The following is a 26653-nucleotide window of genomic DNA, read 5'->3' as shown; positions in this document are numbered from 1 at the left end:
CCGCCACGCCGCCCCCGGCCGCCGCGGTTCCGGACGCGGGCGTCGTCGCGCCGGCCCCCGCGCCGGCGGCTCCCGCCACGCCCGCGGCCTCGCCGGGGCGCATCACCCAGCGCTACTGGCTGGTGACGGAGCAGACGACGCCGGGCATGACGGACTTCGACATCGACGTGTACGTGAACTCGCGCTGGCTGCGTCGTTTGCGCAACAACGAGGACCAGGTGGTGATGGACATCACCAGCCAGTTGCGTCCCGGCGCGAACGCGGTGACGCTGATTGCCCGCAAGCAGAGCACGGGCAGCCGCCGCAGCACGTCCTCCGGGAACGTCTTCAAGGTGATCATCGGCGAGGGCAACGAGGGCGGTGGCAACGTGATGATTGACACGCCCCTCATCCGCTTCCAGAAGACGGCTGCGGACGCGCAGGACGCGACCGAGGAGTTCACCCTCACCACCCGCTAGGGTGCGCGGGAAGGGAGACAACGGTGTTCACCATCGACGAGCGCTACCGGGGCCTTCCCGCGAATCGCGACCAGGTGCTCGCGCTGCACCTGTCCCTCAACACGCCGCACGTGGCCATTCCCGGCAAGCAGGCCGGGCCCGCGCAGGCCTTCGTGGTGGGGCTGCGGGGCGGGCAGGGCGCGGGCGTCTTCGTGTACCTGTACCTCGTGGAGGCGGGTGACTGCGCGGTGTACGTGTCCGGCCGGCGCATCCAGTCCGCGGACGAGCTGCGCGAGGACGAGGACGACGCGCTCGCGTTCGTGGAGTCGCTGGGCTTCATGATGGACAACGCGAACTGGCGCGCCGCGGCCCCCGCGCAGCAGGACGAGTGGCTGAAGACGCTGCCCGTGTTCTTCCGGGAGCCCACGCTCGTGCCCGCCGTGAAGGCCCGCGCCGAAGAGAAGCGCAACGTCGCCACCACCCTGGGCCGTTTCCTGGCCGCGTTCTGACCCTCCACCCCGGATTGGCACCCATGTCCCGCATCACTTCCTCCTGCTTCCTCGCGTTCGCGCTCGCGTCGGCGGGCTGCGCGCACGTCCCCACGGAGAATGAGCGCCGGAGCTCGGAGATCCACTACGACCTGGGCGTGCAGGCCCAGCAGCACGGCCACGTGCAGGACGCGCTCGCGGAGTACCAGAAGGCGCTGGATCAGAACCCGGACAACCCGGAGGCGCACAACGCGATGGCGCTCCTGCTGCACCTGTCCTTCCGGCGGCTGGACGAGGCGTCGTCCCACTACGAGAAGGCGCTGAAGCTGCGGCCGACCTTCTCCGACGCGCGCACCAACCTGGGCAACCTGCGCCTGGACCAGGGACGCTACGACGAGGCCATCAAGCTCTACGAACAGTCGCTCAACGACATGCAGTACCGCTACGGCTTCTCCGCGCAGGGGAACCTGGGCTGGGCGCTGTACAAGAAGGGCGACACGGTGAACGCGGTGCAGAACATCAAGGCCGCCATCACCACCAACCCGGAGTTCTGCCTGGGCTACAAGAATCTGGGCATCATCTACGACGAGACGGGCAAGACGGAGGACGCGTGCCGGCAGTTCGGCAACTACCGTGAGAAGTGCCCGGACGTGGCGGACGCCTACCGCCGTGAAGGCGTGTGTCAGGCGAAGCTCGGGCGGGCGGACGAGGCGAAGAAGGCGTTCGCGGCCTGCGAGGCCAAGGCCCAGCCCAACGAGCAGGACCTCAAGGACGACTGCCGCTCACTGCTGGACCACCTCTAGCCGCGGGGCCCCGAAAAGACCGTGGACCACGTCGACTTCGGCAAATACCTCAGCCAGCAGCGCGAGTTGCGCGGCCTGTCGCGCGAGGACGTCTCCCGGGAGACGAAGATACCCCCCAGCCTCGTCGCGGCGCTGGAGGCGGGGCAGGTGGAGCGGCTGCCCGAGCGCGTGTTCGTGCTGAACTACATCCGCGCGTACGCGCAGGTCATCGGCCTGTCGCCGGAGGAAGCGGCGCTGCGCTACGAGGAGGTGGACCGGGCGGTGCCCGCGCCATCGCCGGCGCAGCTCGAGAAGGCGCGGCGCAAGCGGGCGTACCTCATCCTGGCCGTGCTGCTGGCGGTCGTGCTCCTGGGCGCGGGCCTGTTCCTGGTGCTGTCCGGGAAGCTTCCGCCCCCCGCCGCGCGTTGAAGAGGGATCATGGAGCGGTACGCCGACGACGCGTTCGTGCTGTCCACGGTCGACTACGGTGAGTCCGACCGGATGGTGACGCTGCTCACGCGTGAGCACGGCAAGCTGACCGCGTTCGCCGCGGGGGCGCGCAAGAGCAAGCGGCGCTTCGCGGGGGCGCTGGAGCCGTTCATGCGGCTGCGCGTGCAGCTCGTGGAGACGCGCGGCAGCACGGTGCGGTTGGACTCGGCGGACATCGTCGCGGGCTTCTATGGCGCGCGCGAGGACCTGTCGCTCATCGCCCGGGCGCTCTACGCGGTGGAGCTGTGCCGCGAGCTCACGCGCGACCATGAGCCGCACCCGGAGCTGTTCGAGCTGGTGGAGGGCTACCTGCACCGGCTGGACGCGAAGGAGGCCGGCCCCACGTCGCTGCTCGCGTTCGAGCTGGCGGCGCTGGCCCAGGCGGGACTGATGCCGCGCTTCGACTCCTGCTCGCTCTGCGGCGGCCTGCCCGGCGAGCGGCCCCGGTTCGATCAGGGCCATGGGGGCGCGGTGTGCGAGCCGTGTGGCGGACGCGCACGGGACTCGGTGGCGGTGCCGGTGGCGCTGCTGTCGGGCCTGCGCTCGCTCCAGGAAGGGGCGCGCACGCCGCTGCCCGCGGACCTGCGTGCCCGGGCTCGCGGGCTGCTCAACGTCTTCATCGCGCACCACCTGGGCCGCAAGCTCAAGAGCGTGGAGTTCATGGCGCAGGTGGGCCTGGACTGACGGGCAGCGCGCGGTCCTCAGGGGGAGGTCGTCATGCATGAAGCCGGACCGCTGGACGTGGTGTGTGTCGGCGAGACGCTGGTGGACTTCCTCCCCGTGGCGGGTGGCGCCACGCGCGTGCGCGACGTGGAGGCCTGGAAGCCATCGCCCGGGGGCTCACCGGCCAACGTCTCCGTGGGGCTTTCTCGGCTGGGCCTGCGCTCGGCGATGGTGGGCGTGGTGGGCTCCGACGAGTTCGGCCACTTCCTGCGCGACCGGCTGGCGGCGGACGGCGTGGACGTGAGCCGCCTGCGCCAGGTGGACCACGCGCGCACGGGGCTGTTGTTCGTCTCGCTGGACGCGCACGGCGAGCGCAGCTTCACGTACTTCCGGACGCGTTCGGCGGAGTTCCTGCTGGATGGCTCGGACGTGGACGCTGGCTTCGTGCGGCGGGCGAAGGCGCTGCACTGCGGCTCCAACTCGCTGCTCCTGCCGGAGGCGCGCGAGGCCATGGTGCGCATGCTCACCCTGGCCCGCGAGGCCGGAATGCTGGTGAGTTGTGATCCGAACCTGCGGCTGCACATGTGGACGCAGCCGGAGGAGTTGCGCGTCCTGCTGGGCCGCATGCTCCCGCTGTGCACGGTGGTGAAGCTGTCCGAGGAGGAGATCCACTTCGCGACCGGCGAGCACTCGCCCGAGGCGGCCCTGCACGTCCTGGCCGCGAAGGGCGTGCGGCTGCCGGTGGTGACGCTGGGCCTTCGCGGGGCGGTGTTCCTCTGGCAGGGCGAGGTCCTCTCTGTTCCCGCGCCCCAGGTGACGGTGGTGGACACGACGGGCGCCGGGGACGGCTTCGTGTCCGCGATGTTGAGCGGGCTGGTGCGCTGGTTTGGCGCCGCGCGCTCGCTGGAGGCGGCGACGCGCGAGGATTTGTTGGCGCTGATGACCTTCGCGGCGGGCGTGGGCGCGCGGGTGGTGACGCGGCTGGGCGCGGTGGCGGCGCTGCCCATGGCTTCCGAGGTCGAAGGGCTGTTGCCCGCGCGACGCATCGCGCGCTGACGGGTCAGGCCCACGTGCTTCGCTGCGTCCTGCGTGGCCCAGCAGCTCCATCCAGGAGGGACCGATGAGTGACACCCGAGAGACGTCTTCTTCCGCTCCGGCGCGGGTCCGGGGTCTGGAGCAGATCGACCGGCTGTCGGTGCCCCTGCCGCACGGCACCGAGGTCACGACGCGCGTGGAGCGCGTGGCCTCCGGGGGCCGCCGCATCCCCCAGGGCGTGGTGGGCCGGGTGGTGCGCGCGCATGACGGCGGCTTCGACGTGCAGATCGTCGGCGTGGGCGAGGTCTGGTTCGCGCGCGATGAGCTGGTGCCCCGGCGCACGGGACAGGTGCAGTTCGCCCAGCGGCGCGAGGCGGCCTGGAGCGCGCTGCGTCCGTGCGTGGTGCTGGAGACGCGCGTGGGCAGTCATGCCTGGGGGCTCGCCGATGAGCGCTCCGACGTGGACGTGCGCGGCGTGTTCGCGCTGCCCCTGCCGTGGACGCTGGGCCTGGCCCAGCCGCCGCAGGACCTGGTGAGCGCGGACGGCAGCACCACGTACTGGGAGGTCCGCAAGACGGTGGAGCAGGCGCTGCGCGCGGATCCGAACACGCTGGAGACCCTCTTCGTCCCCGGCGCGACGGCGGGGGACGAGCTGGGCACGTGGGTGCTGGAGGCGCGCGAGGCCTTCGTCTCCAAGGCCATCTTCGGCAGCTTCGGGCGCTATGCGATGAGCCAGCTCGACAAGCTCACCCGCAGCCAGCGGCTGGCGGAGCACCGCGATCTGCTCCTCGAGTGGCTGTGCGAGGAGCCCACGCCGGACCTGGACGAGGTGGCCCGCCGCCTGGCCGCGGTGTCGCCTCGCGCCGCGCCCACGCGGGAGGACGCGGTGCTCGCGGCGAAGACGTACGTCAAGCAGCTCTACCGCTCGCTCTGGGACCAGGGGCTGCTCGCGGCGAATGACTTCGCGGCGCTCTCGGCGTACGCGCGCGGTGGTGGTCAGCGCCCTCCGTCAGCCCGGGAGCTGCGGCCGAAGAACGCCTACAACCTGCTGCGGCTGGTGGCGCTGGCGACAGGCTGGCTGCGCGACGGCGTGCCGACCTTCGAGGCGACGGGGGCGTTGAAGGCGCGGCTGCTCGACATCAAGGGCGGGCAGGTGCCACTGGAGGACGTGCTGCGCGACGCCGAGGCGATGGCGCCCGCGCTGGAGGCCGCGCACCGGGAGAGCCGGTTGCCGGAGCATCCGGACTACGCCCGCGCGGACCGGCTGCTGCGGCGCGTGGGAGAGGAAGTGGCGCGGCGCTGGGTGTCGAAGACGCCGGGACCGCTGGGCCGTGACGCGCCGGAGGCTCCGGCGCTGGAAGGAGGGACGGAATGAAGGGCAAGGTGACGGAGCATCAGGAACGGATGGCGGACCGCGTGCTGGACGCCGAGTCCCTCAAGCGCGAGCACCTGGTCGTCTCGCTGTCCGGCGCGCATGCGTACGGCTTCCCGTCGCATGACAGCGACCTGGACCTCAAGTGCATCCACATCGCGCCCACCGCCGCGCTCCTCGGACTCCAGCCCCGGCACGTGACGGCGGAGCGGATGGAGGTGCTGGAGGGCGTGGAGGTGGACTACTCGTCCAACGAGCTGCAGCCGGTGCTGCTGGGCATCCTCCAGGGCAATGGCAACTACATCGAGCGGGTGCTGGGCGCCATCACCGTGCGCGCCCTGCCGGAGCTGGAGTCGCTGCGGCCGTTGGTGCGGGCCACGCTGTCGCGGCGCATCCACCGGCACTACCGCGGCTTCGCGTACGGGCAGCTGCGCGAGTGGGAGAAGAGCGGCTTCAAGTCCGTGAAGAAGCTGCTGTACGTGCTGCGCACCACGCTCACCGGGACGCATGCGCTGCGCACGGGCGAAGTGGAGACGGACGTCACCGTCCTCCTGGAGCCGTATGGCTTTGGTCAGGCCCGCGCGCTGGTGGAGCGCAAGCGGAACGGGGAGCACATCGAGCTGGACGACGCGCTCGGCGAGCAGTGGCGGCGGGAGGTGACGCGCGCCTTCGAGGTGCTCGACGCGGCGGATGAGGCCTCCGTGTTGCCTCTGGAGCCACAACCGGAGGCCGTGGCCGCGCTGGAGGGCTGGATGCTCGACGTGCGGCGCCGGCGGTTTGGTGCCTAATCCGCTTTCACCGGGCTCCGGATGGCGGGGAGGGCGCCTGGCTGGAAAGACAAGCATCGACCTGGGAGGGCGTGGCGGGTAACATCCGCCCCGCCATGAGCATGCAGGGTGGCGCCGGAGACGATCCCGACCGGGGGCGGCGCATCGGAAAGTACGAGATTCTCACTCGACTCTCGATGGGAGGGATGGCGGAGCTGTTCCTCGCCTTCACTTCCGGCCCGGGTGGCTTCCGCAAGTTCGTGGCGGTGAAGCAGATCCTCCCGGACATCAAGAAGGACGACCAGTTCGTCAAGATGTTCCTCGACGAGGCGCGCATCACCGCGGCCTTCTCGCACGCGAACATCGGACAGGTGTTCGACCTGGGCGAGGAGGACGGCGAGCTGTACCTCGCCATGGAGTTCCTGCCCGGCCAGAACCTGGAGCAGGTGGTGAAGATGGCGGAGCGGCGCAAGTACGCGCTGCCGCTGGGCTTCACCGCGCGCGTGATGCGCGACACGTGCCTGGGCCTGCACTACGCCCACCACTTCATGGATCCGTCGGGCCGCCCCGTGGCGGTGGTGCACCGCGACGTGTCCCCGAAGAACGTGATGATCACCTACGACGGCGTCGTGAAGGTGATCGACTTCGGCATCGCCAAGGCGCGCGGCAAGCTGGGCCGCACCCAGGTGGGCACCGTGAAGGGGACCAGCGGCTACATGTCCCCGGAGCAGGTGCGCAACAAGGACCTGGATGGCCGCAGCGACCAGTTCTCCGCGGGCGTGATGCTCCATGAGCTGCTGGCCGGACAGCGCCTGTTCAACGCCCCGGGCGAGGCCGCCGTGATGATGCAGATCGTGGACGGGGACATCCCCGCGCCGCGCTCGCTCAACGCGGCCGTGCCGGAGGCCCTGGAAGCGGTGGTGCTCAAGGCGCTGCAGCGCGACGCCACCCAGCGCTTCGGCACGTGCCGGGAGATGGCGCGCGCCATCGAGGCCACGCTGGGCTCCGAGGTCTTCGACGAAGACCAGATGACCGCCGTCATGGGCGAGCTCTTCGAGGAGAAGCGCCAGAAGACGCGCACGCTCCTGGAGCTGGCCAGCCGCGCCGAGGATGCCCGCGTCAGCGAGGCCGCCGGCGCGCTCCAGGTGGAGGAAGGGACGGATCAGTCCGCCTCCGCGGCCACCGCGCAGGTGAAGTCTCCGCACGCGGACGTCGCGGCATCCTTCAAGCCCACGCCTGTCCGCCGCACCGCGACCGAGTCCGCGGCGACCGCCCCACGCGCGACCCCGCGTCCCGCCACGGACGCCGCCGAAGCCCGTGCCTCGCGCCTGAACACGCCGGCGGTGACGCCGCGAGCCCAGCGGCCCTCGGGCTCGGACGCGGCGCCCGCGCCCCGGGTGGTGCGTCCTCCCGCGGACGCCGTGCGGCCCTCGCGAGCCCGTCCCACCGCCCGACCCGAGCCCGCCGAGGCCCAGGCCCAGGCGCAGGACGGCGAGCTGCTGAATCCCCCCAGCGAGCTCCAGACGCAGCGTTTCCGGACCCGTCCGGTGCGAGGCACCGCGCGCCCCGCGAGGCAGGCGGAGGAGGACGTCGCCGAGGCGCCGCCGCCCCCCAAGGCCGCGCCCGCGCGCGAGGGCTCCGGCTGGGGCATGCGGCTCCTGCTGCTGCTCCTCCTGGGCGGCGTGGGCTACCTGGCGACGCTCGAACCCGTGCGCCGCGTGTTCATGCCCGCGTATGAGTCCGCGAAGCAGTGGGTGAAGGCGGAGCTGGATCCGCCGCCGCCCGAGGATCCCGCCGCGAACGGGCAGTGGCCGCCGAAGCCCTCCGGGCCTCCGCCGGGCTTCGCCCAGAAGTCCCCCGAGCCCGAGAAGGCCCCGGAGCCCGAGCCGCCCACGCCTGAACCGGTGGTGGAGGCCACGCCGGTCGACACGAAGAAGGCGCCCGCGGGCAAGGGCGGCCGCAAGCCGAAGCCCGGCACCGTGACCGCCGCCTCGACGGACGCGCCCGCGGTGGCGAAGGCCGAGCCGCGCCCGGCGAAGAAGCCCGAGCCCTCGGAGCGGGCCCCGGAGCCCGTCACGACCGTCACCCAGGAAGAGAACCCCGAGGTGCTCGACACCTCCACCACGCACGGCGCGGCGAAGGCGGGCCTGGGTTGGCTGACGCTCTACACGGTGCCGAGGAACGCGGCGGTCTTTGACGGTGCCACGCAGCTGGGCACGTCTCCCCTGACGAAGTTCCCGCTGCCCGTGGGCACCTACCGTCTGCGCGTGGTGGACCCGCAGGACCCCGGCGGAACGAGCAAGCTGTTGTCCGCTCCCATCCGTCCCGGCGAGGTGACGAAGCTGCAGATTCGACTGGCCGACCTCCCGGCCTACGCGGACTGACTGCCGTCCTTGACGCTCCTGGACCCCCTCACTAGGGTCCGCCGCGTTCCGCCTTCGCCTTCGACGCACTGCGAGAAGGACTCGCCAACATGTATTTCCAGGACCTCATCCTCACGCTCCAGAAGCACTGGGCCGACCAGGGATGCATCGTCACCCAGTCGTACGACACGGAAGTCGGCGCGGGCACGATGGCCCCGTACACGTTCCTGCGCGCGCTCGGTCCCGAGCCCTGGAATGTCGCCTACGTGCAGCCCTCGCGGCGCCCCGCCGACGGCCGGTTCGGTGAGAACCCGAACCGCCTGTTCCAGCACCACCAGTTCCAGGTCATCCTCAAGCCCGCGCCCAAGAACGTCCAGGAGCTGTACCTGGAGTCGCTGCGGAAGGTGGGGCTGGATCCCCTGGAGCACGACATCCGCTTCGTCGAGGACGACTGGGAGTCCCCCACGCTGGGCGCCTGGGGCCTGGGCTGGGAGGTGTGGTGCGACGGGATGGAGGTGACGCAGTTCACCTACTTCCAGCAGTGCGGCGGCTTCGATTGCCGCCCCGTGTCCGCGGAGCTGACGTACGGGCTCGAGCGCCTGATGATGAACCTGCAGAACGTGGAGAACGTCTACGACATCGAGTGGGTCAAGGGCGTGAAGTACCGCGAGGTGTTCCACGCGAACGAAGTGGAGATGAGCAAGTACGCCCTCCACGAGTCCGATCCGCAGATGCTCTTCTCGATGTTCGACGCGTACGAGAAGGAGTGCAAGCGGCTCATCGAGCGCCACCTGCCCATCCCCGCGTATGACTACGCGCTGAAGTGCTCGCACACGTTCAACCTGCTGGACGCGCGCGGCGCCATCTCCGTCACCGAGCGCGCCAACTTCATCAAGCGCGTGCGTGACAACGCGCGCCTGTGCGCGGAGGGCTACCTGCAGATGCGCGAGCGGCTGGGCTACCCGCTGACGAAGACGCCGTGGACCGTGGGCGAGCAGCCGCCGGTGCTGGAGGGCAAGCCCGCCAGCGACTACTGGAAGACGGTGCAGCTCAACAAGCCGGTGGAGAAGAAGGAGAAGGCGGAGGTGTCCCGTGGCGCGTGATCTGCTCCTGGAGGTCGGTGCCGAGGAGATCCCGGCGTCGTTCATCATCCCCGCGATGGAGGACCTGAAGCGCGTGCTCACCGAGCGCATGGCCGACGCCCGCCTGAAGCACGGCGAGGTGCGCACGTTCGGCACGCCGCGCCGGCTGGCCGTCCTGGTCCGCGACGTGGCGGACGCGGGCGAGGACATCACGAAGGAGGTGCTGGGCCCCAGCGCCAAGGCCGCCTTCGACGCGCAGGGCAAGCCCACCAAGGCCGCGGAGAAGTTCGCCGAAAGCCTCAAGCTGTCCGTGGACGCGCTCGGGCGCACCACCACGGCCAAGGGCGAGTACCTCTCCGCGCGCGTGGAGGAGAAGGGCCGTCCGGCGGAGGCCATCCTCCAGGACGCGGCGCACGCGGCGGTGCACGGCATCAGCTTCAAGAAGTCCATGCGCTGGGGTGACGTGGACACGGCCTTCGCGCGCCCGGTGCAGTGGCTGGTGGCGCTCCTGGGCGACACGGAGCTGCCGGTGGTGCTGGGCGACGTGAAGGCGGGCCGCACGACCTACGGCCACCGCTTCCTCGCGCCGGGCGCCATCACACTGAAGGCGCCCTCGGACTACGAGGCCGCGCTGGAGAAGGCGCACGTGGTGGCGGACGTCGCGAAGCGCCGCGCGGAGCTGCTGCGCAAGGTGAACGCCGCCGCCGCTTCGGCGGGCGCCCGGCTGCTGGAGGACGAGGGCCTGGTGGACCAGGTGACGAACCTGGTGGAGCTGCCGAGCCCCGTGGTGGGCAGCTTCGAGGAGCGCCACCTGGACCTGCCGCCGGAGGTCCTGGTGCAGGAGATGAAGAGCCACCAGCGCTACTTCTCCCTGACGGACGCGAAGGGGAAGCTCCTGCCGCGCTTCATCGCCGTGTCCAACACGCCGGTGCGCGACGAGCAGCTGTCCCTGCGCGGCTACCAGCGCGTGCTGGCGGCGCGGCTCGCGGACGGGCGCTTCTTCTTCGACGAGGACCGCCGCACGCCGCTGGCGGACCGCGTGGAGAAGCTGGGCCGCGTGGTGTGGCAGGGCCAGCTGGGCACGTACCTGGAGAAGGTGGAGCGCTTCCGCGCGCTGGCGGGCTGGCTGGCCCAGGCCACCGGCAGGGCAGGGGAGGCGGCCACGGTGGAGCGCGCCGCCACGCTGTCCAAGGCGGACCTCGTCACCGGCATGGTGGGCGAGTTCCCGGAGCTCCAGGGCGTGATGGGCCGCGAGTACGCGAAGGCGGGCGGCGAGCCCGACGCCGTGGCGCTGGCCATCTTCGAGCACTACCTGCCCCGTGGCGCCGAGGACGCGCTGCCGTCCCAGGACGCGGGCGCGCTCATCGGCCTCGCGGACCGGCTGGACTCGCTGTGCGGCATCTTCGCCATTGGCAAGGCGCCGTCCGGCGCGGCGGATCCGTTCGCGCTGCGCCGCGCGTGCCTGTCCATCATCCGCATCGTGCTGGGGCGGGGCTACCGCTTCAGCCTGTCCGCCGCGGTGGATGAGGCGCTGCGCCTGCTGGCCCCCAAGCTGGCCAACGTGAAGCGCAAGCCGGGGGAAGCGGCCCCGCGCGAGCAGGTGCTGGAGTTCTTCCGCGGCCGCCTCAAGGCGCTGTGGGGCGAGCAGCACCGCACCGACGTCGTGGAGGCGGTGCTGGCCGTGGGCTTCGACGACCTGGTGGCGGCGAAGAAGCGCCTGGAGGCCCTGAGCGTGCTCGTGGGCCACTCGGACTTCCAGCCGCTGGCGGCGGCGTTCAAGCGCGTGGTCAACATCGTGGAGAAGCAGGGCAAGGACGTGTCCGGCGGGCAGACCAACCCGCAGCGCTTCACGGACGAGCCGGAAAAGAACCTCCACACCGCCTTCACCCAGGCGCGCGACAAGGTGGGCGAGCGCGTGCGCGCGGACGACTTCGCCGGCGCGCTGAAGGAGATCACCGGCCTGAAGCCCGCCGTGGACACCTTCTTCGACAAGGTGATGGTGATGGCCGAGGACAAGGACCTGCGGGAAAACCGCATCCGGTTCCTCACGGAGATTGGCGCCCTGTTCAACCAGGTGGCGGACTTTTCCAAGATCCAGGCCGAGGCCTGATGCTTCACCCCCGGAGCGTGCCCGCCCCCCCTCCAGGGGAGCGGAGCACGCCTTCCGGGCGGGGGCGGATGTCGGCGGGAGGGCGGCCGGGAATAGCGACAGCCCTATTCAGTTGCCCGGGGCAGGGCCGCGTTCCTACACTCCGCCCCCCTCTGATGCGCCTCCACTTCCTGACTCCCGCGCTGCTGCTCCTCGGGGCGTGTTCGATTGAATCCGAACCGAACCCGCCTCCGTCCACCCGCTTCGTGTACCCCAGCGGGGTGGCGTTCTGGCGCCCTCCGTCGGCGGGGGGCCCGGCGGCGAGCAACGGCTACCTGTTCGTCGCGAACGCCAACTTCGACAACTGCTACGACTCCGGTTCAGTGGTCGCGCTGAACCTGAACACGCTGAGCACGCAGGTGGACGGGCAGACGGTCACGCTGCCCCACCTGGGCAGCGCGCTCCCGGACAACTCGCTCGCCTTCGAGGACCTGGCGTCCGCGGACGAGTCCCTGGTGCAGATCCGCAGCTTCGCGGGCGAGCTGGGCATGTGGGTGAACCCGGCCACCGGGTTGCCGCGCCTGTTCGTGCCCTCGCGCGCGGAGGGCAACAACCTGCACTCGGTGGACGTCAGCCTGGAGTCCAACGGCGCGCCCGTGCTCACCTGCGTGCAGGGCGGCGTGGACTGCCGCAACGGCGCGCTGTCGCTCACGGACGACATCCCGGCGTCCCTCAGTGACGAGGGCCGCGCGGGCCTGCCTCGCGCTCCGTCGCCCATTGGCGTGACGGTGGATGAGGCGAGCGGCAACCTGTACGTGACGCACTCGGAGGCGGCGGACTCGCCCGCGAAGTCCAGCAGCAACTTCGAGAACTACCTGGCCACGGTGAAGCTGGACAACCCCACGCGCGACACGCTGGGGTTCATCCCCCTGTCGCCCGCGGGCTACGCCTACGGCGGCTCGGACTCCGTGACGGTGGGCGCGGGCTACCTCTACGTGACGGGCCGCAACTTCGTGGCCGGCGTCAGCGGCACGGTGGGCGGCAACTTCGTGCTGCGGCTGGTGGACAAGAACAACCCCAGCACGCTCCTGGAGCCCTCGCTGCAGTCGGTGTTCTTCATCCGCGAGGCGCGCGCGGCGCGCGTGGTGCCCCGGCCGGTGACGGCGGAGGAGCTGGCGGCGCGTCCGAACTTCGTGCGCGAGCGGCTCTACATGCTGGCGCGCGGCCCGGACACGCTGCTCACCATCGACTTCGAGTACGACGCTGTGCCGGGCGGCGCCGCCACCCAGCCCTTCTTCCGCGTCGTCTCCGCGGTGCCCATGCCCGACGGCGTGAGCGACATGCAGCTCATCTCCCGCACGCCGGGGACTCCCGCCGCGAACTCCAACATCCTCGCGGTGACGAGCACCGGCGACAGCGCGCTGTCCCTCTACGACGAGGCCATTGGCCAGGTCGTGGCGCAGGTGCCGCTCGTCAACGACCAGAACCAGACCAGCAACCCCTCGCAGGCCTTCGGGCTGACGGTGGACAACCCGGCCGGCATCAACGCGGCGCGGCTGTTCGTCACCAACTTCGGTGACGGCCAGGTGTCCATCGTGGACATCCCCGACCTCGCGCGTCCCCAGGACGCGAGGGTGGTGGCGAAATTGGGAACGCAGCAGCAGCGCGATCCGAACCAGGGCACCAGCGTGTGCCAGGAGAACTGACCTTGAAGCGCGGCTTCCTTGCTGCCCTGTTGCTGAGCGGCGCGAGCTTCGCGCTCGCCTGCTCCGACACCACCTCCACGGCGGGAGCGGCCGGCCTGTCCGGCACGTACGACGTGGTGCTCGCCAACCAGCTCGTCTTCGTCACCTCCCAGGACCGGGATGAGCTGCGCGTGCTGGATTTGACGCGCTCACCGCGCGAGTTCATCCCCGCGCCCAACCCGCTGGAGCCGCTGGCCATCCCCGTCATCGCGCGGCCCGACTCGCTCACCCGCGACGTGGGCTACGACGCCAGCGGCAACGACGTGTCCGGCCCGTACATCTACGCGCGCAGCTCCGGGGGCCGCGACATCTCCGTGGTGGCCTCGGCGCGCGAGCGCCTCACCGAGGTGACGCGCCTGTCCACCGGGCAGCTCATCACCGCCTTCGCCGCGCACGCCCCGGTGGCGGAGGGCGCGCCGAGCGTCCTGTACTACGCGCTCCAGACCCGCCCGGAGGCCGCCGAGCAGCTGTGCGGCCCCTTCGGTGGCGGGGTGGTGATGCGCCAGGACCTGCCCGGACCGGACGGCTTCGACGCGGCCGCGCTGCCGCCCGCGCTGCCCGTCTTCTGCCTCAAGCCCGCGGACACGGTGATGTCCATGATCACGCTGCCCGCGCGGGCCGACGTGACGGACTCGCTGGTGGTGGCCATCCGCAACGTGTCCGGCACCAGCCGGCTGGTGCGCGTCACCGCGGACGGGGCCTCCGTGGAGATCCCCTACAAGCGCCCCCGGCCGCGGCCCTTCACGGTGCCCGACTACACGGACCTGGTGGACATCCCGGCGCGGCTGCTCGTCACGCACCCCAGCTACAAGGTGTCGGAAACGGTCACCGAGCCCGCGGGCCGCTACGTGTTCGCGGTGCTGGATGAGCTGACGTGCAACACGCTGGACTGCGAGGGCGTCATCGCGCTCGACAACGGGCCGGATCCGGCCGCGCCGTCCGCGGCGCCGGTGCTCGCCCGGGACGTCACCGGCGCGCCCATGCTGACCCTGCGGCCTCCGGGCGGCCTGCCCACGGGCCTCACGCTGCGCACGGGCCTGGAGGTCCGCGAGTTCCTGTCGGACGGCGTGGCGTACCTCACCTCCGTTCCGCTGCTGGGCATCGTGCCGTCCTCCAGCGGGGACATCACCCTGTTCCGCGCGGACGAGCGGCGCCAGTTCAACCTGGACCGCAGCTCCCCCACGACGCCGCTGGACGCGTCGGTGACCGCGGAGCTGCGCGACAGCAGCGAGGCGGCGCGCTCGGACCAGTTCCCGGGCATCATCGCGTCGGAGCCGGGCTGCCCCCAGGTGGAGGCCACCAACGCCACGGCGTTCCTCTGCAACGGGACGGTGCCTGGCGGGGCCTACCGCTTCGTGTACCAGGGCGTGCTGCCCGGGCTGGTGGGCCTGTCGCGCGACCTGACCCAGGAGGATCCGCCGCTGCTCGTGGAGACGACCCTGGCGACGGCCCGCGGGGTGGTGCCCGGAGACTCCATCGTGCTCGCGAACAACGCGGGCGCCTGCCCGGCGGTCATCCCGGTCCTGCGCCTGGAGGACCAGGGCAATGGCCTCACGCGCATCTACCCGGACCTGTCCGACCCGGAGCTCGTCACCGCCATCGAGCCCTGCGCCTCGTACCCGCTCTTCACCGTGCGCGCCGGCCCCAACGTGAAGCCCTACGTGCTGTACGCGGGCGACGAGAACGCGGACGGCTATGTGCAGCGGCTGGACGTGAACGAGCCGTACACGGCCGCGACCTTCCTGGACTACTACTACCACCCGGACGGCTTCGACCTGGGCCTGGACCCGCCGCGGTCGCCCACGAAATACGTGCCCGGGCCGTTGACGCTCACCCTGACGCCGACGCTCGGCACGCAGAGCCGGCTGGTGCCGGGGGACCGCTATCTGGTCGTCCTCCAGCCGCGCTTCCGCCGCTTCAACTTCCGGGTGGACACCAGCTCGACGAGCAACCTGGCGGTCTACACCCTGCCTGCTTCGGTGGTGGCCACGGAGGTGGATGGCTCCAGCCTGGCCTTCCTCGCGTATCCCTCCGCGGACGGCGTGCTCCAGGTGGCCCTGGAGCAGATCACCGACAACGTGCCCAACCTCACGTACCTCCGGGCCTTCCAGTAACTGGGCGCGCCCGGCCGGCTCTGTTATCGTCCCCCAGGTCCAGCATTTCCCGAGCCAAGAACGATGATCGATCAGAACTCCCGTCCCGCACGCAAGGTCGGCATCGCCGAGCACCTGTGGGAGACGTACGAAGAGATGGCCCAGCAGATGGGGTCGGATCGCGACGCGCTCATCAATCAGGCGCTGTTCATGTTCGCGCGTCTCAACGGCTTCATCGACGTGAAGACGAAGGGCGAGCCCGCCGTGGCGGCGGTGCCGTCCCCCGCGCCCGCCGCGCGTGCGGCCGCCGCAGCGCCCCCGGCCGCCGCGGCCAAGGGCGGTCCGCCAGTGCTGGCCCCCGCGCCGGCCGCGCGTCCCGCCGCTCGCAACGCCCCCGAGGAGCGCCCGTCCTCCAACGGCCTGGACAATGATCCGGTGCGCCGCGAGGTCGCCGAGCGCGTCCTGGAGACGGCCGCGGAGCTGGAGCGGCTCATCAAGGGCAAGAACGAGCCGCCCCCGCCCTCCGCGGACGACATGATCGAGGACGAGGAGGAGCCCCTGCCCGAGCAGGAGGAGCCGCCGCTCGACGACATGCAGGACGAACCTCCGGAAGAGGCCGAGGAGGAAGAGGCCATGGAGGAGCCGGACGAGGAGGAGGGCGCCGCGCTCTACCTCGTCACGGAGTCCGGCGAGCAGGAGAAGATCGTCAAGGACCGCTACGTCATCGGACGCGGCAAGCACTGCGACTTCGTCATCAACTCCGGCAAGGTGTCCCGCGAGCACGCCGTCATCGCCCGCGACGGCGGCGACTTCTACATCGAGGACCTCGGCTCCTCGAACGGGACCTGGTTCAACAAGCAGCGCATCAAGCGCCGCAAGGTTGAAGACGGGGACGAGTACTTCATCTGCAGCGAGAAGATCCGCCTCGTCATCCACTGACGCCGGGATGACGCAGGGCCCCACGGTGCAATGGCCTTGTTCAGGAATTGACGGGCTTGGGGCCTCCATTGTTTGATGGGGGTCGCCTGCTCCCCATGGGAGCAGGTGCCGAATGACACCTGTTCAGCTCGCGCTGTGGACGATTCTGGGAGTGGCCCTGGTGATCTCGGTGGTGACCGACGTGCTGCGCCGGCTCATCCCGAACGCCGTGACCTATCCGCTCATCGTGCTGGGGCTCGGGGTGCGTGGCGTGTCCGAAGGGGTGGGCGGGCTGGAGTCGGGGCTGGTGAGCGGGGTGCTGGCGGGCGCGGGACTCGCGCTCTTGCTGGTGCCGGGTGCGCTGCGCGGGCGCATGGGGTGGGGTGACGTCAAGCTGATGGCGGGCGTGGGCTGCGTGCTGGGCTTTCCCACGGTGCTGTCGGCGGCGGCCTTCATCTCGCTGGTGGGCGCGCTTCAGGCCATCGTCACGCTGCTGTGGCAGGGGGCCGTCTGGGACACGCTGGCGGCGGTGGCCCGTCGCTGGGCGGTGCGGATGAAATGGATGCGCGAGGAAACCTCTCCCGCTCCCGTGCGACACATCCCCTACGGCGTCTCCATCGCGCTCGGGACTTTCTGGGCCATGTGGTGGCAGCAACAACATCTGGGATAGCGCGCTTCGTCGTCCGGGCGCGCGCACGCAAGAAGGGGATTCACACGATGTCCACTCGCTTCACGCAAGCCCTGGCGCTCGGCGCCCTCGTCACCCTGGTGGCCAGTGCCCCCGCGCAGGCCCAGGAGGGCAGCTCCGTCAGCCTGGGCGTGGGTACCCAGAAGGTGCTCACCATTCCCGGCCTCAGCCGCGTCGCGCTGGGTGATCCGTCCATCGCCGAGGTGAAGACGCTGGGCACCGGCCAGCTGCTCGTCACCGGCAACCAGGAGGGCAAGACGACGCTGCTCGTCTGGAAGTCCTCCGGTCAGCGCATCAGCTACCTGGTGACGGTCCGCAAGCAGGACCCCAACGAGGTCATCTCCGAGATCAAGCGCCTGCTGGGCGAAATCGAAGGCGTCTCCGTGCGCATGGTGGGCGACCGCATCTACCTGGACGGTCAGGCCTACACCACGCAGGACGCGGACCGCATCGAGCAGGTGGTGAGCCTGTACCCGAACGTGAAGTCGTTCGTGAAGATCGCCCCCAACGCCAAGAAGCTGGTGGCGCAGAACCTGAACGCGGCCTTCCAGAAGGCGGGCCTGAAGAACGTGCAGGCCAACGTGGTGGGCGCGACCATCTTCCTGGAGGGCTCCGTGGAGAGCCAGCAGGACCTCCAGAAGGCGGAGCTGATCACCAAGGCCATCGGTGAGAAGGTGGAGAACCTGCTCGTCGTCGGCATCAAGCGGATGATCCTCTCCGAGGTCCAGTTCGTCGAAATCCGCCGCAACAGCCGCGACCGCTACGGCATCAAGTACCCCACGGACATCACCGGTTCGCTGACCGCCAACGTCGCGCTGAACAAGGCGCTGCTGCCGGGCGGCGACGCCGTCTCCACCCTCATCATGGGCGCGAACGGCGGGTCCGACCTGAGCATTGGCTTCCAGGCCAACGACGGCTACGGCCGCCTGCTGGCGCAGCCCAAGCTGGTGTGCGCCAGCGGTGAGAAGGCGGAGTTCCTGGCCGGCGGCGAGGTGCCCATCCCCCTCATCACCAACACGCAGTTCACGGTGGAGTACAAGCCCTACGGCGTCATCCTGAACATCCGCCCCACCGCGGACCGCAACGGCAACATCCAGACGGAGGTGGAGGCGGAGGCCTCTGAAATCGACACCTCCGTGTCCGTGTCCTTCGGTGGTTCGTCCGCCATCCCGGGCTTCCGCACCCGCAAGGTCAAGACGAACGTCACCGTGCGCCACGGTGAGACCATCGTGCTGTCCGGCGTGTTCAGCCACGACGAGCAGAAGGCCGTCGCGAAGCTGCCGGGCCTGGGTCACATCCCCATCGTGGGCGAGCTGTTCAAGAACCGCGCGTTCGACTCCACCAAGCGCGAGCTGGTGATCTTCGTCACCCCGCGCATCGTGAACCCGGACTCGGACAAGGTCCGCAGCATCATCGAGGACGTGAAGACCCGCTACAAGCAGGCCCGCTCCGAGGTGAACTTCAACATCTTCGACTGACGGCCTTCCGCGCCGTCGCGTCTCATCCGGGCCGGCTCCGTCCCCGCTTCAGAGGGGAGGGTGCCGGCCCGTTCGTTTCCGGGCAGCAGGCGGGCGAGCGTCGCAGGAGTCTTTGAGGTCGTAGGAGGGCTTGGTAGCATCCCGCCTCATGTTTCTCATCACGCTGACGGAGAAGGGTGGCGGGTCGGAGCAGCGGGAGTACCCCAAGAACGAGATCACGATCGGCCGGATTGCCGGCAACGACATCGTGCTCGCCAAGGGGAACGTCTCCAAGACCCACTCCCGCATCGTCGAAAAGGACGGCCGCTTCATCATCGTGGACATGAAGTCCACGAACGGCACCTTCGTGAACGGCAAGAAGATCGCCGGGCCCATGGTGCTCAAGCCGACCGACCAGGTCTCCATCGGCGACTACATCCTCAACGTGGAGCCGCTGCCGGACGAGCCCGTGGACGAGGGCTACGACGAGGAGCAGGGCGAGGAGGCCTACGAGGAGGAAGAGGCCTACGAGGAGGAGGAGCCCTACGAGGAGGAGGAGGCGCCCGCGCCCGCCGCCGCCGCTCCCAGCCGCATGCCGGCGTCCATGGCCGCGGCCATGGCCAAGAACAAGCGCAAGGTGGACCCCCGGCTGGAGCGCTACTCGCGGCTCCAGAAGGAGATCCACGACCGGCTCATCGAGTACCTGGACCTGCGTCGCATGGACATGGACCGGCTCGGGGACGAGGAGCTCTGGCGCCGCACCGAAAAGGCCATCCGGGACATCATCGACCAGATGGAGGCGGACCAGGAGCTTCCCGGGGACGTGGACCGGGAGGAGCTGCTCACCGACGTCATCAACGAGGCGCTGGGCCTGGGGCCCCTGGAGGCGTTCCTCGCGTCGGAAGAGATCAGCGAGATCATGGTGAACCACGCCAACCAGATCTACATCGAGCGCAAGGGCAAGCTGACCCTGTCGGAGAAGACGTTCTCCTCCAACCAGGCGGTGCTCGGCGTCATCGAGCGCATCGTGGCGCCCATTGGCCGCCGCATCGACGAGTCCAGCCCGCTGGTGGACGCGCGCCTCAAGGACGGCAGCCGCGTGAACGCCATCATCCCGCCGCTGGCGCTCAAGGGCCCCTGCATCACCATCCGCAAGTTCAAGAAGGACGCGCTGAAGATCCAGGACCTGATCAAATACAAGACGGTCACCGCGCAGATGGCGGAGTTCCTGGAGATGTGCGTGACGGCCCGGCGCAACATCGTCATCTCCGGCGGCACGGGCTCCGGGAAGACGACGACGCTGAACATCATCAGCTCCTTCATCCCGGAGGGTGAGCGCATCATCACGGTGGAGGACGCGGCGGAGCTTCAGCTGCCGCAGGACCACTGGGTGCAGCTGGAGAGCCGCCCGCCCAACCTGGAAGGCAAGGGCGCCATCACCATCCGCGAGCTGGTGAAGAACTGCCTGCGCATGCGGCCGGACCGCATCGTGGTGGGCGAGTGCCGCTCCGGTGAGACGCTGGACATGCTCCAGGCCATGAACACCGGCCACGACGGTTCGCTCACCACGCTGCACGCGAACACGCCGCGCGACGCGATTGCCCGGCTGGAGACGATGGTGCTCATGTCCGGCATGGAGCTGCCGGTGAAGGCCATCCGCGAGCAGATCGCCAGCGCCGTGCACCTCATCGTGCAGCAGACGCGCTTCTCCGACGGCTCCCGCAAGATCTGCTTCATCACCGAGGTGTCCGGCATGGAGGTCGACATCGTGACCCTGCAGGACATCTTCTATTACAAGCAGGATGGCTTCACGGAGGACCACAAGGTGCGAGGACGCTACGTGGCTTCGGGCTTCGTCCCGAAGTTCTACGACGAGCTCCAGCGCAAGGGCATCCCCGTGAACATGAGTATCTTCCGCGAGGACTGACGCGCCCATGGCAACCCTGGTCGTCCGTCACCCTGACGGCACTGAGCACGAGCACGAGATCGCCGGCGAGCTGAAGATTGGCCGCCAGCAGGGCAATGACCTGGTCCTCACGGAAGGAGGGGTGTCGCGGCAGCACGCGCGCATCTACGTGGAGGGCGGCACGGTCTACGTCGAGGACGGGGGCAGCCAGAACGGCACCTTCGTGGACGGCGAGCGCATCGAGGGGCCCACGGCGCTCATGCCGGGCTCGCAGGTGCTGTTGGGCGACTACGAGCTGAAGCTCAAGGGCGGTGGCCGGAGCACCAGCGGCCGCCGCGCGAAGACGCCTCCGCCCGGAGACCCCGCGACGCTGTCGGACGCGCCCGTGAAGGGCACGCGCGCCATGCCCAGCATCCGCGCCAAGGCCACCCAGAACGGCGCCGCGAAGCCGGAGGGCGCGCTGGCGAAGCGGCCCTCGCGTCCCCAGCCCGCGGGCGGGGCGGCTGCGGCCGCCGCAGGCTCCGGTCCGGTGCTCAAGGGCATGACGGGGCCGTGGGCGGGCAAGTCCTATCCCATCCAGGGCACGCTGCTGGTGGGCCGTGCGCCTCCGGCGGCGGTCGTCCTGGATGACGACTCCGTGAGCCGCAAGCACGCGGAGGTGAAGCGCGAAGGCAGCGCCATCCTCGCGCGCGACCTGGGCAGCGCCAACGGCACCCTGCTCAACGGAGAGATCCTGGGCGAGGAGTTCGTCGAGCTGCAGGCCGGGGACGTCCTCCAGTTCGGCGTGGTGGAGATGACCTTCGAGCCCTCCGACACGCCCGCGCGGCGTCCGGGAACGGGCGCGGTGCCGCCCCGTCGCGGCAGCCGTGGCGAGCCCGCCGCGGACAGCAAGCGCAAGCTGCTGGTGGTCGCGGGCGGCGTGGTGGCGCTGCTGGCGGTGGCGGCGGTGGTGAAGTCGTCCGTGGGGCCCGCGCAGAACGCCCAGAAGTCCGGGCCGGCCGCGCCGTTGGATCCCGCGCAGCAGGTGCAGGAGCTGCTCAGCGAGTGCCGCTCCTACGCCTCCAACGAGCTGGGCGCCCCGGACTGGGGCCGCGCCGAGGCCGCGTGCGAGCAGGCGTTGGATCAGGACCCCATCAACGTCGAGGCGAACACCCTCGTGCGGCGCATCAAGTTGGAGAAGGAAGCCTTCGACAACTTCGAGGCCGCGAAGAAGGCCATCGAGCTCAACCGCGAGAAGCAGGCGCTGGAGCTGCTGCGCAAGATTCCGAAGGAGAGCGAGTACTTCCGCCGCGCCCGCTCCAAGGCGCGTGAGACGGCCGAGCAGTTCGTGGAGCGCGCGAAGGACGACTGCAAGCGCTACCTGAACAACTCGCAGTGGGGCGCCGCGGTGCCGCGCTGCCAGGAGTACATGGAAGTCTGGTGCCAGAAGCAGAGCAAGGAGGACCTGGAGCCGCCCATCGGCCAGACGCTGCGCCTCGAGGGCGGCCTGCGCAAGAACGAGTGGCGCCCCAAGGACGCCATGTTCGTGAAGTTCCTCGTGGCCCGCACGCGCCTGGACCGCGGCGCCGCGCCGTGGACCTGCCCCGTGTCCGACATCCTGCAGGTGGAGGGTGGGGGCGTGGATCAGGCCAGCGAGGTGAAGGCCATGTTCAACAAGCGCTACACGCACAAGCTCATCCAGGCGGCGATGTTCGACTACTGGACCGGCCGCGGCAGCGAGTCCATGGCGACGCTGCAGAAGCTGCGCGCGAAGGTGGACCAGGCGGAGTTCCACTCGCTGGCGGACGAGCTCATCCGCGACGTGTCCAACGTGGATCAGCTCTTCAAGACGGGCGAGAGCTCGCTCACCAACGAGGACCCGGAGCGCGCGGTGGCGCCGTTCAGGGAGGCGCTGGCGACGGACAAGCGCATCATGGCGGAGCTCGCGGAGTCGCACCTGTCCTTCTACCGGAAGAACATCTTCCAGGACATGGCGGTCGCCTCCTACCTGCGCGGCAAGCACTTCGCGGACCGCGAGGACCGCCGCCGCGGCTGCCGCATCTGGAAGCTGGGCTTCGAGTTCTACAAGGGCAACACGGACCTGAACCGCGTGGTTGCCTTCTGCTCCACGCAGGCGCAGAACGCGTTGAACAACGTGGGCAGCTGCTCGGACATCCAGGCGGTGGAGGACTACGCCGTGCCGGGTGACGGCATCGCGGAGCAGGTGACGGCGAAGAAGGCCGAGCTGAAGTGCCGCTGAGCGGCCTTCCGGTGCGGGGCTTCATGGACAGGGGCCGGGAGGCGCGCTAGGGACGGGGGATGGCCGACACCAGCCCCCCGCGCTCCGAGCGCCGCCTGGCGCTCTTCGACGCCTCTGGCTTCATCTTCCGCGCCTACCACGCCATCCCCCCGCTCACGACGAGCAAGGGAGTGCCCACCAACGCGGTGCTGGGCTTCACCCGCATGGTGCTCAAGGCCCTGCAGGAGTTGAAGCCCACGCACGTGGCGCTGGCGTTCGACAAGTCCGGCCGCGTGGAGCGTCAGAAGATCGACCCCACGTACAAGGCGAACCGCAAGGCGCCGCCGGAGGACCTGACGCCCCAGTTCCCGCTCATCCGCAAGGTGGGGGACGTGCTGAACCTGCCCTCGCTGGACGCGGAGGGCTGGGAGGCGGACGACGTCATCGGCACCCTGGCGATGCAGGCCAAGGCCGAGGGCTACCAGGTCCTGGTCGTCACCAGCGACAAGGACTTCATGCAGATCGTCGACGAGGACATCACCCTCTTCGACCCCGCGAAGAACAAGCGCATCGGCATCGCGGACGTGCAGGAGAAGATGGGCATCCTGCCCAGGCAGGTGCGCGACTTCCTGGCCCTGGTGGGCGACGCGGTGGACAACGTCGCCAAGGTGCCCGGCGTGGGCGACAAGACGGCGGTGGAGCTGCTCCACCAGTTCGGTGACGTGGAGACGCTGCTCGCGCGCGTGGAAGAGGTGAAGAAGCCGAAGATCCGCGCGGCGCTGGAGTCCCACCGCGAGAGCCTGACGCGCGCCAAGCAGCTCGTGACGTTCAATACGGCATTGCCCCTGGGCGTGAAGCTGGAGGACCTCATCCGCCGCGCTCCGGACGCCACGCGCGCGCGCGACCTGTTCACGGAGCTGGAGTTCTTCGCGCTGCTGCGCGACCTGCCCGCGGAGGAGCCCGCGGCCCGTCCGGACGTGGCGCCGCTGTCCACCACCACCACGCTGGTCACCACCGAGGCGGAGCTGAAGACGCTGGCGGACGCGGCGAAGGCGGCCGGGAGCCTCACGCTGGTGCCCGCCTATGAGGGCATGCCCTTCGCGGCGCCGCTGGTGGGCCTGGGCGTGGCGCTGCCGGATGGCTCCACGCGCTACGTGCCGCTCAGGCACCAGCAACTGGGCGCCACGCAGGTGCCGGTGGCGGCCTTCAGCGCGGCCCTGAAGGACGTGCTCGCGGACGCGGCGGTGAAGAAGGGCGGCCACGACCTCAAGGCGCTCACGCTGGTGCTGGCCAACGAAGGCCTGACGCTGGAAGGCGCGCACGACGACGTGGAGCTGTTGAGCTACCTGCTCAACCCGTCGCGCCGGGAGCACGCGCTGGAGGACCTGGCGCGGGAGCGGCTGCGCTCGGAGCTGCCCGCGCTGCCCGCGTCCGTGGGCGGCAAGAAGGGCCGGCCGCTGGCGGACCACGGGCCGGAGGAGGTGGCCGCGGCGTACGCGGTGCGCGCGGACGCGGCGCGCAGGCTGGCGCCGGAGCTGTGGAAGGAGCTGGAGCTGGGCGGGCTGGCGGAGCTGGCGCGCACGCTGGAGCTGCCGATCCTGCCCGTGCTCGCGCGCATGGAGCGCGAGGGCGTGAAGCTGGACGTGGCGGAGCTGGCCCGCACGTCCGAGCGCGTGGACGTGGAGGTGAAGGCGAAGGAGGCCGAGTGCCACCAGGCCGCGGGCCACGTCTTCAACCTGGGCTCCAACCCGCAGCTGGCGCAGGTGCTCTACGAAGAGCAGAAGCTGCCCATCCTCAAGCGCGGCAAGACGGGCCCCTCCACGGATCAGGAGGTGCTGGAGAAGCTGGCGGAGGAGCACAACAGCGTGCTCGCGCGGGCGCTGATCGAGTACCGCGGCCTGTCCAAGCTCAAGAGCACCTACCTGGACACGCTGCCCACGCTGGTGGCGAAGGACGGGCGCATCCATACGACGTACCACCAGGCGGCCACCGCCACGGGCCGGCTGTCCTCGTCCGACCCGAACCTGCAGAACATCCCCATCCGCACGGAAGTGGGCCGCGAAATCCGCCGCGCCTTCGTGGCGGACGCGGGGCACCAGCTGGTGAGCGCGGACTACTCGCAGATTGAGCTGCGGCTCCTGGCGCACATCGCGGAGGACCCGGTGCTCATCGAGGCCTTCCGCAACGATGAGGACATCCACAGCCGCACGGCGGCCGAAATCTTCGGCGTAGACCCCAAGGACGTGGACCGCGAGCAGCGCCGCGTGGCGAAGACGGTGAACTTCGGCATCGCGTACGGCCTGTCCGCGCACGGCCTGTCCACGCGCCTGGGCATCTCCCAGGAGAACGCGCGCGACGTCATCGAGCGGTACTTCACCCGGTACGCGGGCATCCGCCAGTACCTGGAGGACACCGTGGAGAAGGCGCGCAAGGTGGGCTACGTGGAGACGCTCTACGGCCGCCGCCGCCTGATGGGCGACCTGCTCTCCAAGAACCGCGCGGTGGCCCAGGCCGCCGAGCGCGCCGCCATCAACATGCCCATCCAGGGCACCGCCGCGGACCTGATGAAGAAGGCCATGCTGGCGGTGGACGCCGCGCTGCGCGAGCAGAAGCTGAAGACGCGCGTGCTGCTCCAGGTGCACGACGAACTGCTCTTCGAGGCGCCGGACGCGGAGGTGGACGCGGTGAAGGCCCTGGCCGTGAAGAGCATGGCCTCCGTCGCCGAGCTGAAGGTGCCGCTCAAGGTGGAAGTGGGCGCTGGGAAGAGCTGGGCGGACGCGCACTGAAGCGCAGCACCGCACGAAAAAATGCGGGAGAGCGCCCACCCCCGTAGGCGCCCTCCCGCTGCCCCATCCCCAATCCCGCCGACAAAATATGCCGATCCGTCCGACCGGCGGAGCGCGCGGACCCCCATCCACGCGTTCCGGCGTTCGACCGTGTGCGGCTCACCGCTCCCCCGAGCAGGAACTCGCACCCTCAAGGCGCGGTCACGGACCCCCATCCATGACAGCGCACCCTCCCGCCAGCCCCCGGACCCTTCCTCGTTGAGGAGTGTCAAGCCGGACGGATCGGCAAACCGTTACAACCAAATCCTGGCGCCTCCTGCGCGCCGTTCAGTGCATCGCGGACCGCTCGTCGCGGCGGCCCATGGGGGCCCGGCGCGCGTGGGACGGCCGCTCGAAGTACTCCACCACCAGGCCGCCGAAGGGCACCCGAGGCCCATCCGCCTTCGGGTCCGCCATCCGCTGGAGCAGCGCCACCGCGCTGTCCACGGCCTCGTCGAGCGCGCGGTTGATCCGCTGGCGCTCCGCGTCCCCACCGCCCAGCACCTCCAGGGCGTCCACCAGGCACCGCCGCAGCAGTGCGAACTCGTCGTGCAGGGCCCGCGCGCCACGCTCCGGCGCCAGGCGCAGCACCGCGCGGGTGCGGCTCCACGGGCTGGACTCGACGCCTTCCAGCGTCAGTCCCAGTTCCCGGACGAAGGGCTCCACCAGTCCGTCCAGCAGGCTGGGGCCCGGAACGCCCTGGCCCTCGTGCGCCGCCAGCCGCATCCGCCGCCACAGCGCCGCGATGCGCTCCGGCTGCTTGCTGAAGACCCGGGCCGCCCCGGCCTTCTTCCGTCCCCGCTCCGCCGCCATGTCCGTTGTCGTCCGCATCGCGAACGAAGACTTAGCAAGGGCTTTGCCAACGCCTGAGGGTTGCTGGTTCCCAATGAATCCGCCCACTTGGGCAGTGGGGTTGCCCTGAAGGGAGGGCGGAGGACGTAAATCCTACGGGGCGGATGTTGAAAGGCCGGGAGGAGGGGAAGTTCCTTCCCTGCCTGGGCACGGCGCGCCCCTCAGTGGAGCGTCGGCTTGGGCGGGCGGCCGGACGGGGCCTCGTCGTCGAGCTCGAACTCGCCGCTGGGCGCCTCCGGCTCCTCGCCCGCCTCCACGTCCTCCGGCCGGCCCGCGCCAGACTCCAGCGCCTCCGGTGCGCCCTCCAGGGCCTCCGGCTGGCTGGGCGTGGACGGATTGGGCGGGGCCACGGGCGTGGTGGCGCCGGGCCACTCCGGCCAGGGG

General features: G+C 70.3%; 20 protein-coding genes and 1 pseudogene. 19 read left to right on the top strand and 2 right to left on the bottom strand.

Annotated features, from left to right (window positions below):
* The 19 genes from D7X96_RS31875 to polA form a co-directional block, all read left to right on the top strand.
* Positions 1–458 (top strand): hypothetical protein (locus D7X96_RS31875; protein ID WP_121771453.1); only part of this gene is annotated, 458 nt, incomplete at its 5' end.
* Positions 459–481: 23 nt separating this feature from the next.
* Positions 482–946 carry a social motility and stimulation tgl protein gene (locus tag D7X96_RS31870; protein ID WP_120549802.1) on the top strand — a complete coding sequence of 155 codons (465 nt, stop codon included), beginning with the start codon at positions 482–484 and terminating at the stop codon, positions 944–946.
* A 23-nt stretch (positions 947–969) separates the two neighbouring features.
* On the top strand, positions 970–1728 hold the full coding sequence (gene tgl / locus D7X96_RS31865) for a social motility TPR repeat lipoprotein Tgl (protein WP_120549801.1): 759 nt from the start codon (positions 970–972) through the stop codon (positions 1726–1728).
* A gap of 21 nt (positions 1729–1749) precedes the next feature.
* A complete protein-coding gene (locus D7X96_RS31860) occupies positions 1750–2136 on the top strand; it encodes a helix-turn-helix domain-containing protein (RefSeq protein ID WP_120549800.1) in 387 nt (128 codons plus the stop codon).
* 9 nt (positions 2137–2145) lie between these two features.
* The gene (gene recO / locus D7X96_RS31855) at positions 2146–2880 is read left to right on the top strand and encodes a DNA repair protein RecO (RefSeq protein WP_120549799.1); all 735 of its coding nucleotides are present in this window, start codon (positions 2146–2148) and stop codon (positions 2878–2880) included.
* Between the two features lie 33 nt (positions 2881–2913).
* Positions 2914–3915, top strand: a complete 1002-nt coding sequence (locus D7X96_RS31850) for a carbohydrate kinase family protein (protein WP_121771452.1) — start codon at positions 2914–2916, stop codon at positions 3913–3915.
* Positions 3916–3979: 64 nt separating this feature from the next.
* Complete coding sequence (locus D7X96_RS31845) at positions 3980–5269, top strand: DNA polymerase beta superfamily protein (protein ID WP_120549797.1); 1290 nt, start codon at positions 3980–3982, stop codon at positions 5267–5269.
* Positions 5266–6054 carry a nucleotidyltransferase domain-containing protein gene (locus tag D7X96_RS31840; RefSeq protein WP_199747001.1) on the top strand — a complete coding sequence of 263 codons (789 nt, stop codon included), beginning with the start codon at positions 5266–5268 and terminating at the stop codon, positions 6052–6054. The genes D7X96_RS31845 and D7X96_RS31840 overlap by 4 nt, the downstream gene beginning before the upstream one ends.
* A 185-nt stretch (positions 6055–6239) precedes the next feature.
* Positions 6240–8417, top strand: coding sequence for a protein kinase domain-containing protein (locus D7X96_RS31835; RefSeq protein WP_370450200.1), 2178 nt, complete (start codon positions 6240–6242; stop codon positions 8415–8417).
* A gap of 89 nt (positions 8418–8506) precedes the next feature.
* Complete coding sequence (glyQ, locus tag D7X96_RS31830; RefSeq protein ID WP_120549795.1) at positions 8507–9499, top strand: glycine--tRNA ligase subunit alpha; 993 nt, start codon at positions 8507–8509, stop codon at positions 9497–9499.
* Positions 9489–11588, top strand: coding sequence for a glycine--tRNA ligase subunit beta (glyS, locus tag D7X96_RS31825; RefSeq protein ID WP_121771450.1), 2100 nt, complete (start codon positions 9489–9491; stop codon positions 11586–11588). Before glyQ ends, glyS begins: the two co-directional genes overlap by 11 nt.
* 155 nt (positions 11589–11743) lie before the next feature.
* Positions 11744–13273, top strand: coding sequence for a YncE family protein (locus tag D7X96_RS31820; RefSeq protein ID WP_121771449.1), 1530 nt, complete (start codon positions 11744–11746; stop codon positions 13271–13273).
* A gap of 2 nt (positions 13274–13275) precedes the next feature.
* A complete protein-coding gene (locus D7X96_RS31815; protein ID WP_121723761.1) occupies positions 13276–15426 on the top strand; it encodes a hypothetical protein in 2151 nt (716 codons plus the stop codon).
* A gap of 63 nt (positions 15427–15489) precedes the next feature.
* Positions 15490–16344, top strand: a complete 855-nt coding sequence (locus tag D7X96_RS31810) for an FHA domain-containing protein (RefSeq protein ID WP_121723762.1) — start codon at positions 15490–15492, stop codon at positions 16342–16344.
* A gap of 112 nt (positions 16345–16456) precedes the next feature.
* Positions 16457–16993: an A24 family peptidase gene (locus D7X96_RS31805; protein WP_120549790.1), complete on the top strand. Its 537-nt coding sequence runs from the start codon at positions 16457–16459 to the stop codon at positions 16991–16993.
* A gap of 47 nt (positions 16994–17040) precedes the next feature.
* The gene (locus D7X96_RS31800; protein ID WP_120549789.1) at positions 17041–18489 is read left to right on the top strand and encodes a type II and III secretion system protein family protein; all 1449 of its coding nucleotides are present in this window, start codon (positions 17041–17043) and stop codon (positions 18487–18489) included.
* A gap of 148 nt (positions 18490–18637) precedes the next feature.
* Positions 18638–20395, top strand: a complete 1758-nt coding sequence (locus D7X96_RS31795) for a TadA family conjugal transfer-associated ATPase (protein WP_120549788.1) — start codon at positions 18638–18640, stop codon at positions 20393–20395.
* A gap of 7 nt (positions 20396–20402) precedes the next feature.
* The gene (locus D7X96_RS31790; protein ID WP_121724869.1) at positions 20403–22613 is read left to right on the top strand and encodes an FHA domain-containing protein; all 2211 of its coding nucleotides are present in this window, start codon (positions 20403–20405) and stop codon (positions 22611–22613) included.
* Between the two features lie 59 nt (positions 22614–22672).
* A complete protein-coding gene (gene polA / locus D7X96_RS31785) occupies positions 22673–25378 on the top strand; it encodes a DNA polymerase I (RefSeq protein WP_121771448.1) in 2706 nt (901 codons plus the stop codon).
* Positions 25379–25705: 327 nt separating this feature from the next.
* Here the strand turns inward: polA and D7X96_RS31780 are convergent, their stop codons facing one another.
* Both D7X96_RS31780 and D7X96_RS31775 read right to left on the bottom strand, forming a co-directional pair.
* Positions 25706–26248 (bottom strand): hypothetical protein, encoded by a 543-nt coding sequence (locus tag D7X96_RS31780; protein ID WP_120553228.1) that lies wholly within the window; start codon positions 26246–26248, stop codon positions 25706–25708.
* 182 nt (positions 26249–26430) lie between these two features.
* Positions 26431–26653 (bottom strand): annotated as a pseudogene (locus D7X96_RS31775) (peptidase MA family metallohydrolase); the annotation flags it as partial.

Origin of the sequence: Corallococcus interemptor (assembly GCF_003668875.1) — a bacterium.
Taxonomy (GTDB): domain Bacteria; phylum Myxococcota; class Myxococcia; order Myxococcales; family Myxococcaceae; genus Corallococcus; species Corallococcus interemptor.
Note: the sequence above shows the minus strand (reverse complement) of the source record. Positions and strands in the feature narration are given on the sequence as shown.

Bases quoted from the DNA above. Each gene is read 5' to 3' on its own strand.
- tgl (WP_120549801.1), top strand. From the start codon at position 970: ATGTCCCGCATCACTTCCTCCTGCTTCCTCGCGTTCGCGCTCGCGTCG.
- recO (WP_120549799.1), top strand. From the start codon at position 2,146: ATGGAGCGGTACGCCGACGACGCGTTCGTGCTGTCCACGGTCGACTAC.
- D7X96_RS31850 (WP_121771452.1), top strand. From the start codon at position 2,914: ATGCATGAAGCCGGACCGCTGGACGTGGTGTGTGTCGGCGAGACGCTG.
- D7X96_RS31845 (WP_120549797.1), top strand. From the start codon at position 3,980: ATGAGTGACACCCGAGAGACGTCTTCTTCCGCTCCGGCGCGGGTCCGG.
- D7X96_RS31840 (WP_199747001.1), top strand. From the start codon at position 5,266: ATGAAGGGCAAGGTGACGGAGCATCAGGAACGGATGGCGGACCGCGTG.
- D7X96_RS31835 (WP_370450200.1), top strand. From the start codon at position 6,240: ATGGCGGAGCTGTTCCTCGCCTTCACTTCCGGCCCGGGTGGCTTCCGC.
- glyQ (WP_120549795.1), top strand. From the start codon at position 8,507: ATGTATTTCCAGGACCTCATCCTCACGCTCCAGAAGCACTGGGCCGAC.
- D7X96_RS31820 (WP_121771449.1), top strand. From the start codon at position 11,744: ATGCGCCTCCACTTCCTGACTCCCGCGCTGCTGCTCCTCGGGGCGTGT.
- D7X96_RS31810 (WP_121723762.1), top strand. From the start codon at position 15,490: ATGATCGATCAGAACTCCCGTCCCGCACGCAAGGTCGGCATCGCCGAG.
- D7X96_RS31805 (WP_120549790.1), top strand. From the start codon at position 16,457: ATGACACCTGTTCAGCTCGCGCTGTGGACGATTCTGGGAGTGGCCCTG.
- D7X96_RS31800 (WP_120549789.1), top strand. From the start codon at position 17,041: ATGTCCACTCGCTTCACGCAAGCCCTGGCGCTCGGCGCCCTCGTCACC.
- D7X96_RS31795 (WP_120549788.1), top strand. From the start codon at position 18,638: ATGTTTCTCATCACGCTGACGGAGAAGGGTGGCGGGTCGGAGCAGCGG.
- D7X96_RS31790 (WP_121724869.1), top strand. From the start codon at position 20,403: ATGGCAACCCTGGTCGTCCGTCACCCTGACGGCACTGAGCACGAGCAC.
- polA (WP_121771448.1), top strand. From the start codon at position 22,673: ATGGCCGACACCAGCCCCCCGCGCTCCGAGCGCCGCCTGGCGCTCTTC.
- D7X96_RS31780 (WP_120553228.1), bottom strand. From the start codon at position 26,248: ATGCGGACGACAACGGACATGGCGGCGGAGCGGGGACGGAAGAAGGCC.